Origin of the sequence: Streptomyces sp. NPDC003023 (assembly GCF_042888225.1) — a bacterium.
In the GTDB taxonomy this organism is placed as follows: Bacteria; Actinomycetota; Actinomycetes; order Streptomycetales; family Streptomycetaceae; genus Streptomyces.
The window spans coordinates 584,854-600,432 of record NZ_JBIAPL010000001.1 but is presented as its reverse complement, the minus strand read 5'-3'; the positions used below and the strand labels follow the sequence as shown (position 1 = coordinate 600,432).

Genomic DNA, 15,579 nt, shown 5'->3' with positions numbered 1-15,579 from the left:
CCACGGCCAGAACCATGGCCCCGCACGGAACCGCACCGCCACCACACGGCCGGCCCCGGCGAAGACCACGGCCCCGCGCCGCAAGGGGCGCAACGCCGAAGGCCACGGCCAGAACCATGGCCCCGCACGGAACCGCACCGCCACCACACGGCCGGCCCCGCCGAGGACCACGGCCCCGCGCCGCAAGGGGCGCAACGCCCCCGCGGATCAGCGCAGATGACCGCGTTTGGCCTGCATCGCCGCGCGGCCCTCCGCGCCCTTCATCTTCCAGTCGCGCCGGATCTCCGCTCGCAGCCGCGCGTCTGTCTTGGCCACGATCCGCTGGTTCTCCCGCATCAGCTTGCGGTAGCTCTCCAGCCGCCGTTCCGGCAGCGAGCCGTCCTCGATCGCGTCGAGCACGGCGCACCCCGGCTCCGCCTCGTGCGCGCAGTCGTGGAAACGGCACTGCGATGCGAGGTCCTCGATCTCCGAGAACACCTGGTTCACACCGGTCTCCGCGTCCCACAGGCCGACTCCCCGCAGGCCGGGGGTGTCGATGAGCACTCCCCCGCCGGGAAGGACGAGCAGGTTGCGGGTCGTGGTGGTGTGCCGGCCCTTGCCGTCGATGTCACGGGTGGCCTGGACGTCCATGACCTCCTCGCCGAGCAGGGCGTTGGCGAGGGTGGACTTGCCCGCGCCGGAGGTGCCGAGCAGAACGCTCGTGCCGCCGGCGACGATCGCCTTGAGCACTTCGACGCCCTCGCCCGTGGTGGAGCTGAGGGGCAGGACCTGGACGCCCGGCGCGGTGGTCTCGACGTCCTGGACGAGGTAGGACAGGCCCGTGACGTCCGGGACGAGGTCGGCCTTGGTCAGGACGACGAGCGGCTGCGCTCCGCTCTCCCACGCCAGTGCGAGGAACCGTTCGATCCGGCCGAGGTCGAGTTCGACCGCGAGCGAGACGCAGATGACGATGTGGTCGATGTTGGTGGCCAGCACCTGGCCTTCCGACCGCTTGGACGACGTCGACCGCACGATGGCGGTGCGCCGCGGCAGCAGAGTGCGTACGAACTGCGGGTCCCCGTGGGGATCGACGGCGACCCAGTCGCCGGTGCAGACGATCTCCAAGGGGTTGCGGGGCGTAACGAACTCGGTGTCGGCGCGCACGACACCGGTCGCGGTGACGACGTCGCACTGGCCCCGGTCGACCCGCAGGACACGGCCGGGCAGCAGTCCGGATTCCGCGTACGGGGCGAACTCCGTCGCCCAGCCCTCGTCCCATCCGTGCTGGGCGAGAACGGAGGAGTGGGCGGAGGAATGTGCAGAGGAGCCGGCGGATGAGCCGGCGGAGGAGGAAGCAGAGGAGAGCGAGGTGGAGAGAGACAAGGGAGACCCTTCACAAGGACGGCCCCGGCCCCGCACGCGCACCCTGGCGCGAGCGCAGATGTTTCAGAGAGGTCAGCCGGAGACCACGGAAGCGGAACTGATGGGCTTCTGGATGCGGGCAGCGCCCGTCGTGTGGACAGCCATCGGTCACACCTCCTGGTCGGTCACAGCTGAGCGCGGCGGCACAGAGCGCCGCGCGGAACTCCGTTACTCTAACCGCACTTGACACACCGCGCCATGTGTTTTCAGGCCGCGCCGGCGGCGGGTGCGCGCCTGGTGCGGGTCCACTCCACGACGTCGTCCGCCTTCCACGAGTTGACGACCCTGTCCGCCGGCACCCCGCACTCCTCCGCCCGGGCGCAGCCGATGATCTGCCAGTCGAGCTGGCCCGGCGCGTGCGCGTCGGTGTCGATGGCGAAGAGTGCGCCCGCGTCGACGGCGCGGCGCAGCAGCCGGCGGGGCGGGTCGCGCCGTTCCGGGCGGCTGTTGATCTCCACGGCGGTGCCGTGCTCGGCGCAGGCGGCGAACACCCGGTCGGCGTCGAACTGCGACTCGGGACGCGTGCCGCGGCCTCCGGTGACGAGCCGTCCGGTGCAGTGGCCGAGGATGTCGGTGAGCGGGTTCTCCACGGCGCGGAGCATCCTGCGGGTCATGGTGGCGGAGTCCATGCGCAGCTTGGAGTGGACGGACGCGACGACGACGTCGAGCCGGTCCAGCAGCTCCGGTTCCTGGTCGAGGCTGCCGTCGGGGAGGATGTCGCACTCGATGCCGGTGAGCAGCTGGAAGGGCGCCCACTCCTCGTTGAGTGCGGCCACGATGTCGAGCTGGGCGCGCAGCCGCTCCGCCGTGAGTCCGCGGGCGACGGTGAGGGTGGGCGAGTGGTCGGTGAGGACGGCCCAGTCGTGTCCGAGCCCGGCCGCGGCTCGGCCCATCTCGTCGATGGGGCTGCCGCCGTCGGACCAGTCGGAGTGCAAATGGCAGTCGCCGCGCAGTGCGGCGCGGAGCTCCTGGCCACCGTCGGCGAGCGGCCCGGCCGCCTCGTCCTCGAGCCGCCGCAGATATGCCGGGGTCCCGCCGCCCAGGGCTTCCTCGACGACCTTGGCGGTCTTGGGGCCGATGCCCTTGATCTTCACCAGCGTCCCTGCCGCGGCGCGGTCGGCGATCTCGCCCTCGCCGAGACCGGCGAGCGCCGCGGCGGCGGTGCGGAAGGCCCGTACGCGGTAGGTCTCCGCCAGCGACCGCTCCAGCAGAAAGGCCACTCGGTCGAGTGCTTCCACCGGGTCCATCGGCCACCTCCGTGCGTCCGTGGGTCCGTTGGGTCCGTTGGGTCCGTTGGGTCCGTTGGGTCCTCAGATCAGTGAACCCCGATGCGGGTCGACCGTCCAACGCTGAACGACGCAGGTTTGAACGAAGAAACACCTTTCAATCAATGGTTCAAGAATTCAAGGACCCCATAATCCATTGGTCAACTACACCGAACGTCCTTCTTCGGCCGATTCGACGGACTACTGAACCGCTGGTCAGCATCCCTCACCCGGTCACCGCCTGCCCTCAAGAGGTCACATCCCGTGACCGAAACCATACGCAGCACCAAGCGTTCTTCATCGCGGTGAGTCAGACTCCCGTCCGATTTCCGAAACCACGACCCAGGGGAGTGTTCGAAATGCGGTACATCGCCAGAGGCCTCGCGCTCGCAGCCACCACCACGCTGGCTCTCGTCGCGGCGCCCGCCGTGGGCAGCGCCGGCGCCGCCCAGTCCGGCGCCCAGAGCCTGTACGCCCCGTCGGCCCTCGTGCTGACCGTCGCCTCGGGAGACGCCGCGGCCTCCGGGACGGTGCAGCGCGCGGTGACGCTCAGCTGTGCGCCCACGGCCACCGGTACCCACCCTGCGCCAACGGCCGCCTGCGCCGAACTCCGGGCGAACCAGGGCCGCTTCGACGCGATCACCACGCGCGACTCCAGCACCCTCTGCACCAAGCAGTGGGACCCGGTGACGGTGACCGCCGACGGCGTGTGGAACGGCGAGCGCGTCAGCTACGCCCACACGTTCGGCAACTCGTGCCTCCAGGGCAGCGGCAGCGGCACGCTCTTCAACTTCTGAGGGGATGACGCGGGGCAAGACGGGGCGGGCGGCCGCGGCAAGGGCACGCGGCCGCCCTCCGGGCTCAGGACCCCGGCTGCACCCGCGGGCGGCCCGCGCCCCGGGTCATGACGTAGCCGGCGACGCCGGCCAGAGCCGCGAGCAGACCTCCGGCACCGGTCCAGATCCAGCGGTCGGACCACCGGCCGGAGGACCAGTCCAGGGCCGCCTCCTCCTCGTTGCGCCGTTCCTTCGCGGAGACACCGGGCACCAGCGGTTCGGCGAGCGCACCGTCGGCCGCGTACGCACCGCCGGCGTCCTTGGAGACCGCCTCGACCTCGGCCGCCACGGGCAGCCCGAGGTCCTCCTCGGGAAGGCCGGTGACGGTCAGGCGCACGTAGTAGCTGCCGGGCAGCGGGTCGTTCGACCACGGCTCGGCCAGCGAGCGCACGGTCCGCAGGGTGCACGACAGCTCCACCGAGCCGGCGTCCGCGGTCGCCGTCCTGGCCTGCATGCCGTACGTGCAGGCCTGGCGGCGGCGCAGCCCGTCGTAGACGTCGAGCCGCCAGGTCGAAGGACCGTGCCGCTCGGCCGAGTCGGGCAGCGTGACCCGGGCCCTGACGGTGGGCCGCTGCTCGGCGTCGGCGGGGAACACCCAGTACAGGTAGTCACCGCTGGACGCCTTCGCCGTGGCCTTCTGATCCTGTTCGATCGGCGTGGCCGTACGGAAGGTGGTGCCGGCCTCGCTCGGTGCGCCGTCCTGTGCGGACGGGCTCGGGGACGGGTCGTCCGCCACAGCGGCACCCACCGGGCCGAGCAGCGCGGCGGCGGTCAGCGCGCCGGTGGTCGTCATGCGTGCGATACGCATCAGTTGGTCCTCCAGACGGCGATGCGCCAGCGCGAGATCCAGCCCCAGAGCAGACCTGCCGCGAAGCCGGTGAGCACCAGGGCACCGAGCAGCCACCATCCGCGGCCGAGGCCGAACGCGGCCACGTCGGACGCCTCCTCGGGGGCGCCGACCAGGTCGACCGTGAGCTCCACGGGCATGCCGGGCTCGGTCTTCACCGCGGGCGGTGCGGAGAAGGAGTTGCTCACCTGGAGGCACACCGTCTCCGCCGCGGGTTTGTCCCCGTCGGCGTCCTCCCGCTCCGCCTTCGGGTAGCGCAGACCGGTGGAGACGAGGTCCGTCCGGCCGTCACCGGCCTCCGAGCCGCGGACGATCTCACGGCCGTGGACGGTGACGGCACGCAGCAGCACGCCGTAGTCCCTGTTCACCGCGCGGTCGGCGCCGATACTGACGGAGGCGCGCAGTTCCTGCCCCGGCAGGACGTCCACCCGGTACCAGCGGTGCTCGCCGAACTTCTCCCGGTCCGTGTACAGGCCCGGTTCGAGCGTCGGCGCGTCCTCGCACCGCCCGGCGCCCTGCGTGGCCACCGGGACGACGACCGGATCGGCCGCCCGGTCCACCAGTTGACTGACCCGGTCGGAGAGTTCGTCGGTGTGCTGGACGGACGTGTACGTACCGCCGGTGGCCTCCGCGATGCAGCTGAGCTGGGCGCGGGTCCTGGCGTCGGGCACCAGGCCCAGGGTGTCGATGACGAGGTGGATGCCCTTGGCCGCGATCTCCCGCGCGACCTCGCACGGGTCGAGCGGCGCGCAGGTGTCCTCGCCGTCGGTGATGAGCACGATCCGGCGGGTGGCGTCACCGCCCTCCAGGTCCTCGGCCGCGCCGAGCAGGGCCGGGCCGATCGGTGTCCAGCCGGTGGGCGCGAGGGTGGCGACCGCGGCCTTCGCCTCGGTACGGTCCAGCGGCCCCACCGGGTACAGCTGCCGGGTGTCCTTGCAGCCGAGCTTGCGGTCGTCACCCGGGTAGTCGGCGCCGAGGGTGCGGATGCCGAGCTCCACCTCTTCCGGGACGGCGTCCAGCACCTCGTTGAAGGCCTGTTTCGCCGCGGCCATCCGGCTCTTGCCGTCGATGTCGCGGGCGCGCATCGATCCGCTGACGTCGAGCACGAGCTCGACCTTGGGGGGTTCCTCGGCCGCCGGCTCGTCGGCGGCGGCCACGCCTGCCGGGAGCAGCCCGGCGGCCAGGGCCGAGAGCAGGGCGCAGGCCCATACTGCCGACCATCTTCTTATGATCATTCGCGGATCGTATTGACGTCCCGGTGGATGACCAAAACGGTGTCGCCCCGCCGCCCCTTCCGTCCGGCGTCCGTCGCCGCTCCGGAGCGCCACCATCACGCCGGCTTCCCGGCCGCGCGCCCAACCGGGGTGCTGAGGAAAGGAGTTGCCGTGCCCACGGTAATCACCGCCCGGCACCCGCGGTCGGGCCCGCACGGCCGTGGCGCACGGCCGGCCGCCTCGGCACCCGCCCGCGTGCGGGGTCAGCCCGCCGGCGTCTGCCGCGGGACCCGGCGCCCGAGGAGCTCGGCCGCGCCTCGCCGGGTCGCGGCGACCACCACCCGGTCCTGCGCCCGCAGCACGTACCCCGGATGAAGGTCCCACACCAGGCCGGTCGGGTCACCGTCACCGTCGCCGTCACGGCGGGTGTTCGCCAGATCGGGCCGGCGTTCGCCGGGCTCCGTCGCGTCGAGGGCGACGATCCGCCAGGCGCCGGGCCGGAACGCCTCCGCGATCGTGCGCCCCTCGAGATGCGGGTGCCCCGCCACGTCCACGGCGGCGAAGAGCAGCACCTTCCGCTCCACCGGTACGGCCCCCAGGATCTGACGCCCCATCATGGCCACGGCGAACGCGGGCGCGGCGAGGGTGGAGACGCTGCGGCTGCGGGTCAGGGCGTCGGGGTGGGCGGCGCGCAGGCTGCGGTAGACGGCGGTGGCGAAGTCGTCGTCGTACACCCGCAGGGCCACCCGGAGGTCGGGTTTCGCGGAGCGGGCGTACAGCGCGGCCTCGAGGTTGGTGGTGTCGACGCTGGTGAGGGCGAGCAGCGCGTGTGCCCGGTGGATCTTGGCGGCCTCCAGTACGCCTTCCTGCGTCACGTCGCCCATCACGGTCGGCACCCGCAGTCGGCGGACCAGCGGAATGCCGCGCGCTTCCGGGTCCTCCTCGACGCAGACCACCGGAATGCCCAGCTCCGTGAGGCTCATGAGCACGCGGGTGCCGATCTTCCCGAGCCCGAGCAGCACGACGTGTCCGGAGAGGCCACGCGGTGGCCGCCGCAGGGCGGACGCGGTACGGAACGTGCCGAGGGCCTCCAGAGCCGCCGCGACCGTCAGCGGCAGCAGCATCAGACCGGCCAGCCCGGTGAGGAGTTGCAGGACCTGGCGTGCGGTGTCCGCGCCGGCCGCCGGGTCGCCCATGGCGAACAGATCGAGCAGGACCAGATAGGTGGCGTGCAGCGGATCGTCTCCGGTGGTGAAGACGGAGGCGACGGCGAGAGCGACGACGACGGCCCAGAGCCCGGCGAGCGACCAGCGCAGCCGGCGTGAGAACAGCCGGCCGATGGGGACGCTCCTGCCGGCGAGGGGGCCGGCATCGCGGCCCTGCCCGCTGTACGAGATCGCCTCGAGCACGACCGTCCCGCGTCCCGTCGCCTCGGCGACGCTCCGGTCGTCGGGCAGGAGCCGCGGCCCTTCGTGTCCGCTCCGGTCGGAACCCTCCGCGCCTGCCGGGTCGTTGGTCGTGGACGACAGGAGGGCCAGGGTGCACAGTCCCGGATCGGCGACCTCGCCGCGGCCGGGCGGGGTGCGTTCGACGGCGCGCAGCAGCAGCCCGTCCGCCTTGACGATCTTGCTGGTGCCGGCGACGGCGGTCGCGGCCAGGGCGGGCGCGGCGGTGTCCGCGTCCGACAGGACGGTGGTCGCGGCGTCGAGGACGACCCCCTCGTGGCCGGGGACCGTCAGGGCGGCGGCCTGGTCGAGGAGTTCGGCCAGGTGCCGGCCGAGCTTGCGGTTGTAGAGCCGGATCACCAGACGCAGATGCGGATTGAGTCTGCGTGCGGCGAGCGCCGCACGGATGTTCACCTCGTCGTCGTCGTGGACCAGGGCGAGCGCGGCGGCACGGCACACGCCGGCCTCGACGAGCACGTCCTCGTCGAGCTCCGCCGCCTCGAGGACCCTGGGGAGGTCGGGAGGCGGGGTGTCACCGGGAGCGGTGGTCGTGCCGACGGCCCGGGTCATGACGGCGGACATCCGGCCGAACAGCGCGGAGGCGCGAACCCTTCCGGACAGCGGCAGTTGGGGGCCGCGCGACGCCGTGGCGGTGGGCACGACGAGCGTGACCCGCTCGCCGTAGACCTCGCGGAGCTCGCCGGCCAGCCGGTGGGCGAGGGCGTCGTCCCCGCACACGATCATGTGGCCCTGGACGGTGGCGTGTTGCGCCTGATGAGGGAGTGAGGAGGAGGACACACTCCATAGACTGCCGTGCGCCGTCGGCCGGTTGCGACGTGGGGCCTCGGCAGAGGACGGTGGCGCGTCGCTGCCGGGTCCGGACACACCGGCTCGCGCGCCGGGGAACGGAGACGCCGGGCTCGCGCACCCGGGTCCGAACACGCCGCCTCACCCACCCGGGCACAGGAACACCGGGCTCGCGCACCCGCGCCCAGGAACACCGGGCTCGCGCACCCGGGCCCAGGCACGCCGGGCTCGCGCACCCGGGTCCGCGGGCAGGCAGCGGGGATGCGCCACGGCCGCGAAGACGCCCACCGGACCGGCGGGCGCCTTCGTACGCTCGGACGCGCCGTGGCTACGAGGACGGCGGAGCGGCCTCCAGTGCCTCTGCCACCGCGTCGAGGAAGCGGGTATGGGCGGCAGCGCTCGGCGGGATCTCCGGGTTCCACGGCAGCAGCCGGGCCCCGGCCTCGATCGCGTCCCAGTGCGCCGCACCCCGCAACCGCTCGACGGGGTGGGCGTTGGATCGCACGTCCACGAGCACGACGTCCGGCTCCAGTCGCCCGGCGTCGGCCCAGCCGGTGGTGGACCAGTTGAGTCCGGCACCGGGCGCCGGCTCCACCAGTTGGACACCGCGCTCGGACAGCGCCCTCAGATCCGGCCAGGCGTCGGGCCTGGCGAGGTGGACGCTGTCGGGCCCCGCCGGTGAGAGGGCCAGCACCCTGGCCCGTGCCGCGCCGCCCGCCGCTGCGCCGCCCGCCGCCGAGCCGAGCCTGGCCCTCGCCGCGGCCAGGGCGGGGCCGGCCGACGGGTCGGGTACCGCGCCCAGCGACCGTGCGAGCGCGTCGAACCGGTCGCGCACCTCGTCGAAGGAGCGCCCCTGACCGACGTCGAGCACCACGACGGGCACCCGTTCCTCCATGTGCTTGGCCGTGTCCGGGTCCAGGCCGTAGATCTGGTCGGAGCCGTACGTCACGGCCACCACGAGGTCCGGGCCGGCCGCCGACACGCCGTCCGCGTCGACCGCCGGACCCGACCCCAGGTACGCCACGCCGTCCAGCGGGAGGTCACCGGCCTTGGCCGCATCCGGCGCCGCGCCGTCGTGACCTGATCCGAACAGCCCCACGGGCCTGATCCCGTGGTCGAACAGTGCCGCACCGGCCTGTATGTAGGCGATCAGCCGTACCGGTGTGTGCGGCGCGGTCGCCAACCGGCCGCGGTCGTCGAGGAATTCCCATGGTGTCTGTTCCATATTGGCCCGCCCCACTCTGAACAGCCCTCGGTCGCCCTTGTGACTGCCCAGGCACCCGGCTGCTCACGCCTGACGACCGCCGGGGTTTCCACCGCGCCGGGCCAGGCGGCTCACGCCTGATGAAGGTCAGGTGTTCCACCCGGCCGGGTCAGACGCGGGCCGCCGCTGCCGGAAGGGACACCTCGAAGCGGCAGCCCCCGGTCACGTTGCTCACCTCGGCCCGGCCGGCGTGGGCCTCGACGATGCCGCGGACGATCGCGAGGCCCAGACCGGCCCCGGCCGGTGGGGTGCGGGCCTGTGAGCCGCGCCAGCCCGTGTCGAACACGCGGGGCAGATCCTCCTCGGGGATGCCACCGCAGCCGTCGGTGACGGAGAGCACCACCCATTCCTCGCGCCGCTCGGCGGCGACGGCGACCGTGCCGTCGGCAGGAGTCCGGCGGATCGCGTTCACCAGCAGGTTGGCGAGGACACGGGTCATCTCCTTGCCGTCCACCTCGACCGGGACGGCCTCCACACCCTCGCCGACCAGACGCACTCCGTGCTCGCGCGCCAGCGGGTCCGCGCCCGCGAGCGCCTCCCCCACGAGGTCGTGGACCGACATACGGGTCGGGGCGAGCGCGAGCGCGCCCGCGTGGATACGGGACAGTTCGAAGAGGTCCCCGACCATCGAGTTGAGCCGGTCGACCTCGGTGCGGATCTGCCGGAAGTAGCGCTCGGGATCCTGGACGACACCGTCCTCCAGCGCCTCCGACATGGCCCGCAGCCCCGCGAGCGGGGTGCGCAGGTCGTGGGAGATCCAGGCGACGAGTTCGCGCCGTGACGTCTCGAGGGCGCGTTCCCTCGCGTGCGCCGCCGCGAGCCGGTCGCTGGTCGACGCGAGTTCCCTGCTGAGAGCGTCCAGCTCGGCGGTGGCGGCACCACCGGGCGCCGCGAAGGATCCGCCTTCGCCGAACGACCGTGCCGCCAGCGTCAGTTCACGGCTGCGGGCGACGACCCACCGGCCGAGCAGCAGCGCTGTCACCAAGGAGACCACGGCCGCCATCGCCACGACCATGGTGACGACGGTCAGGTCGTGCGGGGAGAGGAACATCGCCTGCGCGACCGCCAGGGTGCCGGCGAGCATCGCGGTGACCGTCACGGCCGCGACCACGGTCAAGGACACCGCGACGGAACGGTGCCGGAGCATCCGCAGTACGAGGGCGCCGGCGATCCCGGCAGCCGCGGCGCCCAGGAGCGCGTAGAGCGCGATGAGCAGCATGTCCTGCACGGCGATCAGCCCTCTTCCGGCGTGTCGAAGCGGTAGCCGACGCCCCACACGGTCTGGATCAGGCGCGGTTGCGCCGGGTCGTCCTCGATCTTGCCGCGCAGCCGCCGCACATGGACGGTCACGGTCGACAGGTCGCCGAAGTCCCAGCCCCACACGTCCTGCATCAGACGCTCCCTGCCGATCGCCTCACCCGGATGCCGCATCAGATGGGCCAGCAGGTCGAACTCCCTGAGCGTCAGGCCGAGTTCGCGTCCGTCCTTCACAGCTCGCCGGGCCGCCGGGTCCAGCACGATGCCGGCGGCCGACAACTCGGGCCCCGCCGCCCGCCGCCTGCCGGCCGCGCCGGCGCCCCTGCGGAGCACCGACTCCACCCGCAGGACCAGCTCCCGGGGACTGAACGGCTTGGTCACGTAGTCGTCCGCACCGACCTCGAGCCCCAGGATGCGGTCGTCCTCGTCACCACGGGCGGTGAGCATGATCACCGGGACGGGGGGCGCATTGCCCGCCCGCAGCCTGCGGCACACCTCCAGGCCGTCCATGCCGGGCAGCATCAGGTCCAGGACGACCAGGTCGGGGCGGCGTCCCGCGGCGAGCATGAGGGCCTGCGGCCCGTCCGCCGCACGGTCGACGGCGAAACCGGCCCGCTCCAGATACCCGGTGACGACCTCGGCGACCGTCGGATCGTCGTCGACGACCAGAATGTTGTGCATACCGCCAGTGTCCCGCCGCGAGGACGCCCTCCACGGCGGGCCCGCCTTACGAATCCATGACGTCCGATTCCTTCAAGACGACCGGGTCCGGTCGCTTCTACGGTGATGCCATGACTCCACGACTCGACGCGATCGGCCTGGTCGTCAGCGACATGGCCGCCTCCCTCGCCTTCTACCGCCGGCTGGGCCTCGACATCCCCGCGGAGGCGGACTCCGCCCCGCACGCGGAGGCCGCGCTCCCCGGCGGGATGCGACTGCTGTGGGACACGGAGGAGACGGTCCTCTCCTTCGACCCGGGCTGGACCCGCCCCACCGGCGGCGAACGCATGGGCCCCGCTTTCCTGTGCGACAGCCCGGCGGAGGTCGACGCGCTCCACGACGAACTCGTCTCGGCCGGCTACCGCAGCCACCTCAAGCCGTGGGACGCCGTCTGGGGCCAGCGTTACGCCGTCGTGCTCGATCCCGACGGGCTCGGCGTATCACTGTTCGCCAACGCGTCGTAGGAACCGAGGGTCAGCCCGGCCAGTGCGCGCATCTCGCGTGCGAGGTGCGCCTGGTCGGCGCAGCCCGCGGCCACCGCCGCGTCCCCGTAGGGGAGACCGGCGCGCACCATCGCCAGGGCGCGCTGCAGCCGCAGGATGCGGGCCAGCGTCTTGGGGCCGTAACCGAAGGCGTCCAGCGATCGCCGGTGCAGTTGCCGGGCACTCAGCCCGGCCGCCGCGGCGGCTCCGGCGACGGTGCCGCCGGCGTCCAGGCTCCGTACGACGGCAGCCACCAGCGCGTCCGGGGGCCCGGCGTGCTCCAGTGCGACCGCCTCCAGCGCGGCGGCCGGGTCGGCGGCGTCCGTGACGCGCTCGGCGAGCCTGCGCGACGCGGCGCCTCCCCACAGGTCCGCGAGTTCCACCCGCCGGTCCCGCAACTCGTGCGCGGGCACCCCGAGCAGCGCGGGCGCGGTCCCGGGCGCGCATCGGATCCCGGCCCAGGCGGCGGCGTCGCCGGGTGTGTGGGCGTGTGTGTCGGGCCCGGCGACGAGCAGGCGTCCCTCGGACCACAGCAGATCCATGCACCCGTCGGGCAGTACGGGCCGTACGGCTCCTGAGCCCGCGGCCCTGGTCCACACGACCGCTCCCGGCAGCCGTGACGCCCGTTCCTGGTACATGCCCCTGAGGCTAGCGGGGCCTCTCCCCCGCCCCTGCCGCACGGTCCGGAGCGGCCCCGCGCAGGAAACGTGGCGCGCCTCGGACCAACGGGCGTATCCACTGGTCGGTCGGGTGATGTTCACGGACGGCAGGAGGCATCATGTCTTGGCCGGCTCAGCCTGACGGCGTCCCGCCGGGACCCGCAGGCCGGAGCGTGGCTACCGCCTCCGGGCCGAGGCCGGCCGCGCACGCCGCGGGGGCGGGGACCGTGCGGGCCCGGCGGCCGGGTCCCACCGGGACGAGGACACCGGCGAGACCGTCGTACGGACAGGCCCTGCCTAGTCGCGGCCGCTGTCCCGGCCACCCTCGCGGCCGTTGTCGCGGCCGTTGTCGCGGGGTGAGTGCAGTCTCGCCCGTACGTCGTCCACCGGCAGGAACTTCGACCAGCGCTCGGGGAACTCCGACGGCATGTCCCCACCGCCCTCCTCGTCCGCGTCCCCGTACATCTCCGCCGCCCGCGCCCGCGCCAGCAGTTCCGCCGCGTCCGCGGCCCGCGCCCGTTCGTTGGCGGCGCGGGCCGCCGCCGTGGCGACGGAGGGCCAGACCCGGTCGATCGCCGCGTTGACGGCGGCGCCGACGAGGACGGCGAAGGCGGAGATGCCGATCCAGAGCAGGAAGGCGATCGGCGCGGCCAGCGAGCCGTAGATGGTCGGGCCCTCCACCTGGCTGGTGAGGTAGATGCGCAGCAGGAAGCTGCCGAGAATCCACATCCCGAGCGCCACGAGCGCACCCGGAATGTCCTCCACCCAGGGGGAGCGCACCGGCACGGACACGTGGTAGAGCGTGGTCAGGAAGGCGACGGAGAGCAGGATGACGACCGGCCAGTACAGCACCCGGACGACTTCCGTACCGAAGGGCACGAACTCCACGACCCGGTCGGGGCCGACCACGGCGAGCGGCAGCACGACCGCGCCGATCAGCAGGGCCACCAGGTAGAGCAGGAAGGCGAGGAGCCTGGTCGCGACGATGCCGCGCTGCCCGTCGAGCCCGTACATGACGGTGATGGTGTCGATGAAGACGTTGACGGCTCGCGAGCCGGACCACAGGGCGATCGCGAAGCCGATGGAGATCAGGTCGGGCCGACCGCCCTGGGTGACGTCCTCGAGCAGGGGTTTGGCGATGTCGTTGACGCCGCGGTCGGACAGGACGGTGCCGACGGCCGTGAGGATGTTCTCCTCGATGGAGGCGACGGTGGTGGTGTTGGTCCAGTCGTCGATGTAGCCGAGCAGGCCGATCAGACCGAGCATCAGCGGCGGTACGGACAGCAGCGTGAAGAACGCCGCCTCCGCCGCGAGGCCGAGGATGCGGTACTCGATGCACGAGTTGACGGTGTCCTTCAGCAGCAGCCAGGTCATCTTCCGCTTCGAGACGTTGCGGTAGAGGACTCGGGCCCGGTGGAGCCGGCCCGAAGGCCGCGCGGGTGTTTCGTTTGCTGCCTGCACGTCCTTACCGTATCGGCATGGCAGCGACCTCCCACACAGTGACCAACCAGCCTCCGCTTCTGGTGGGGTACGACGTCTTCACGTCGGACCGCGTGCTCAGCGAGGCGGTGGACCGGCATGTCGCGCCGGAGCTCCTCGACGAGGCGCACGGGGAGCTCTCGGAGCTCGGACGGACGGCGGGCTCGGCGCAGGCCCAGGAGTGGGCGGCGCAGGCGAACGAGTACCCGCCGCGGCTGCGGACGCACGACCGGTACGGAAACAGGATCGACGAGGTGGAGTTCCATCCCGCCTGGCACCGGCTGGTGGGCCACGCCGTCTCCGCGGGCCTGGTGAGCGCATGGGACAGGCCGGGCGGTCATGTCCGCAGGGCGGCCGGCTTCCTGGTGTGGACCCAGGCGGAGGCCGGCAACGGCTGCCCGCTGTCGATGACCCACGCGGCGGTGCCGGCCCTGCGCGCCGACCCGGTGCTCGCCGCCGAGTGGGAGCCGCGGCTGACGTCGACCGTGTACGAGGAGGGCTTGCGCCCGGCCTCTGTGAAGGCGGGCGTGCTGTTCGGGATGGGCATGACGGAGAAGCAGGGCGGCAGCGACGTACGGTCGAACACGACCCGCGCCGAGCCGTCGGCGCAGGACGGCGAATACCTCCTCACCGGACACAAGTGGTTCTGCTCCGCCCCCATGAGTGACGGCTTCCTGGTGCTCGCGCAGGCCGCGGGAGGGCTGACCTGCTTCCTGGTGCCGCGGGTGCTGGAGGACGGCGACCGGAACGTCTTCCGGCTCCAGCGGCTGAAGGACAAGCTCGGCAACAGGTCCAACGCCTCGGCCGAGGTCGAGTTCGACGGGACGTGGGCCCGGCGGGTGGGCGAGGAGGGCCGCGGGGTGCGCACCATCATCGGGATGGTGGCGGCCACCCGCCTCGACTGTGTGCTCGGCTCCGCCGCCCTGATGCGGCAGGCGGTGACGCAGGCCGTCCATCACACGGCGTACCGCAGCGCGTTCGGCGGGCTGCTGATCGACAAGCCGCTGATGCGCAACGTGCTGGCCGATCTGGCGCTGGAGTCGGAGGCGGCGACGACGCTGGGACTGCGGCTGGCGGCCGCGTACGACGCGGACACGGAGGAGGAGCGCGCGTTCCTGCGGCTCGCCCTGCCCGCGGCCAAGTACTGGGTGACCAAGCGGTGCACGCCGCTGGTCGCCGAGGCGCTGGAGTGCCTCGGCGGCAACGGCTACGTGGAGGAGTCGGGCATGCCGCGGCTGCTGCGCGAGTCGCCGCTGAACTCGGTCTGGGAGGGCTCGGGCAATGTGCAGGCCCTCGACGTGCTGCGCGCGCTCCAGAGGGAGCCGCCGGCACTGAACGCGTTCCTGCGGGAGGTCGGCAGGGCGCGCGGCGCGGACCACCGGCTGGACGGGGCGATCAGGGACCTGCTGACGGAGCTGGCCGACCTGGACGGCATCGAGGCGCGGGCGCGCCGCCTGGTGGAGCGGATGGCACTGGTGCTGCAGGGATCGCTGCTGGTGCGGTGGGCTCCGCCGGAGGTGTCGGACGCGTTCTGCGCGTCGCGGCTCGGCGGCGATCACGGCTCCGCGTTCGGCACGCTCCCCCACACCCTCGACCTGGCGGCGATCGTGGAGCGCGCCCGCGTCGCGGTGTGACCCGGGGAGCTCGCAGCCCCTGCGACAGCGAGCCGGCCCGGTGCCCGCGACGGTTGGGCCGCGGGGCCGCAGCCGGCCGTTACGGAGCCTGCAACAGTGCCGTGGCTGGCTGCCCGCAGGGGTCCGGCGGCATGAACCAGCAGCGAGCGCGCCGGGGGCCGCACCGGCTCCGACACGAGCCTGCACCCGTCGCGCGGCGCGGGCCCGCGGCGGCCCGGCGACCCCAGCCCACAGCGTCCGGGCCCCGGGCCCGCAGGGTCCGACACCGA

At 73.0% G+C, this 15,579-nt stretch carries 14 protein-coding genes; 4 read left to right on the top strand and 10 right to left on the bottom strand.

The annotated features are described in order from the left end of the window. Window positions 1-220: hypothetical protein (locus ACFYV1_RS02310; RefSeq protein WP_389393448.1), on the top strand; the 220-nt coding region annotated here is incomplete at its 5' end. On the opposite strand, the gene rsgA is transcribed toward ACFYV1_RS02310, so the two are convergent. Together rsgA and ACFYV1_RS02300 are read right to left on the bottom strand one after the other, a co-directional pair. Continuing rightward, window positions 208-1,362 (bottom strand): ribosome small subunit-dependent GTPase A, encoded by a 1,155-nt coding sequence (gene rsgA / locus ACFYV1_RS02305; protein WP_389393447.1) that lies wholly within the window; start codon window positions 1,360-1,362, stop codon window positions 208-210. The two genes, ACFYV1_RS02310 and rsgA, sit on opposite strands and share 13 nt — an antisense overlap. 245 nt (window positions 1,363-1,607) lie before the next feature. Beyond that, the gene (locus ACFYV1_RS02300; RefSeq protein ID WP_389393446.1) at window positions 1,608-2,648 is read right to left on the bottom strand and encodes a PHP domain-containing protein; all 1,041 of its coding nucleotides are present in this window, start codon (window positions 2,646-2,648) and stop codon (window positions 1,608-1,610) included. A gap of 377 nt (window positions 2,649-3,025) precedes the next feature. On the opposite strand from ACFYV1_RS02300, the gene ACFYV1_RS02295 reads away from it, so the two are divergent. Then, window positions 3,026-3,463 carry a subtilase-type protease inhibitor gene (locus ACFYV1_RS02295; protein WP_389393445.1) on the top strand — a complete coding sequence of 146 codons (438 nt, stop codon included), beginning with the start codon at window positions 3,026-3,028 and terminating at the stop codon, window positions 3,461-3,463. Window positions 3,464-3,527: 64 nt separating this feature from the next. Here ACFYV1_RS02295 and ACFYV1_RS02290 read toward each other — a convergent pair whose 3' ends face one another. The 6 genes from ACFYV1_RS02290 to ACFYV1_RS02265 all read right to left on the bottom strand — a co-directional run bounded on the left by ACFYV1_RS02290 (window position 3,528) and on the right by ACFYV1_RS02265 (window position 11,017). Further along, window positions 3,528-4,310 carry a hypothetical protein gene (locus tag ACFYV1_RS02290; RefSeq protein WP_389393444.1) on the bottom strand — a complete coding sequence of 261 codons (783 nt, stop codon included), beginning with the start codon at window positions 4,308-4,310 and terminating at the stop codon, window positions 3,528-3,530. Further along, window positions 4,310-5,584 (bottom strand): VWA domain-containing protein, encoded by a 1,275-nt coding sequence (locus tag ACFYV1_RS02285; RefSeq protein WP_389393443.1) that lies wholly within the window; start codon window positions 5,582-5,584, stop codon window positions 4,310-4,312. Before ACFYV1_RS02285 ends, ACFYV1_RS02290 begins: the two co-directional genes overlap by 1 nt. 242 nt (window positions 5,585-5,826) lie before the next feature. Next, the gene (locus ACFYV1_RS02280; RefSeq protein ID WP_389394547.1) at window positions 5,827-7,752 is read right to left on the bottom strand and encodes an NAD-binding protein; all 1,926 of its coding nucleotides are present in this window, start codon (window positions 7,750-7,752) and stop codon (window positions 5,827-5,829) included. A 391-nt stretch (window positions 7,753-8,143) separates the two neighbouring features. Further along, the gene (locus ACFYV1_RS02275; protein WP_389393442.1) at window positions 8,144-9,040 is read right to left on the bottom strand and encodes an ABC transporter substrate-binding protein; all 897 of its coding nucleotides are present in this window, start codon (window positions 9,038-9,040) and stop codon (window positions 8,144-8,146) included. 148 nt (window positions 9,041-9,188) lie between these two features. Further along, window positions 9,189-10,307 (bottom strand): sensor histidine kinase, encoded by a 1,119-nt coding sequence (locus ACFYV1_RS02270; protein ID WP_389393441.1) that lies wholly within the window; start codon window positions 10,305-10,307, stop codon window positions 9,189-9,191. Between the two features lie 5 nt (window positions 10,308-10,312). Next, window positions 10,313-11,017 (bottom strand): response regulator transcription factor, encoded by a 705-nt coding sequence (locus tag ACFYV1_RS02265; protein WP_389393440.1) that lies wholly within the window; start codon window positions 11,015-11,017, stop codon window positions 10,313-10,315. Between the two features lie 110 nt (window positions 11,018-11,127). Between ACFYV1_RS02265 and ACFYV1_RS02260 the strand changes: the two genes are divergently transcribed. Then, window positions 11,128-11,520, top strand: a complete 393-nt coding sequence (locus ACFYV1_RS02260) for a VOC family protein (RefSeq protein WP_389393439.1) — start codon at window positions 11,128-11,130, stop codon at window positions 11,518-11,520. On the opposite strand, the gene ACFYV1_RS02255 is transcribed toward ACFYV1_RS02260, so the two are convergent. Both ACFYV1_RS02255 and ACFYV1_RS02250 read right to left on the bottom strand, forming a co-directional pair. Continuing rightward, entirely contained in the window at window positions 11,460-12,176 is a 717-nt protein-coding gene (locus ACFYV1_RS02255; protein WP_389393438.1) for a helix-turn-helix domain-containing protein, read from the bottom strand. The genes ACFYV1_RS02260 and ACFYV1_RS02255 overlap by 61 nt on opposite strands. Window positions 12,177-12,494: 318 nt before the next feature. Beyond that, complete coding sequence (locus ACFYV1_RS02250) at window positions 12,495-13,658, bottom strand: YihY/virulence factor BrkB family protein (protein WP_389393437.1); 1,164 nt, start codon at window positions 13,656-13,658, stop codon at window positions 12,495-12,497. A 17-nt stretch (window positions 13,659-13,675) separates the two neighbouring features. Between ACFYV1_RS02250 and ACFYV1_RS02245 the strand changes: the two genes are divergently transcribed. After that, window positions 13,676-15,310: an acyl-CoA dehydrogenase family protein gene (locus ACFYV1_RS02245; protein WP_389393436.1), complete on the top strand. Its 1,635-nt coding sequence runs from the start codon at window positions 13,676-13,678 to the stop codon at window positions 15,308-15,310. Window positions 15,311-15,579: the final 269 nt, after the last annotated feature.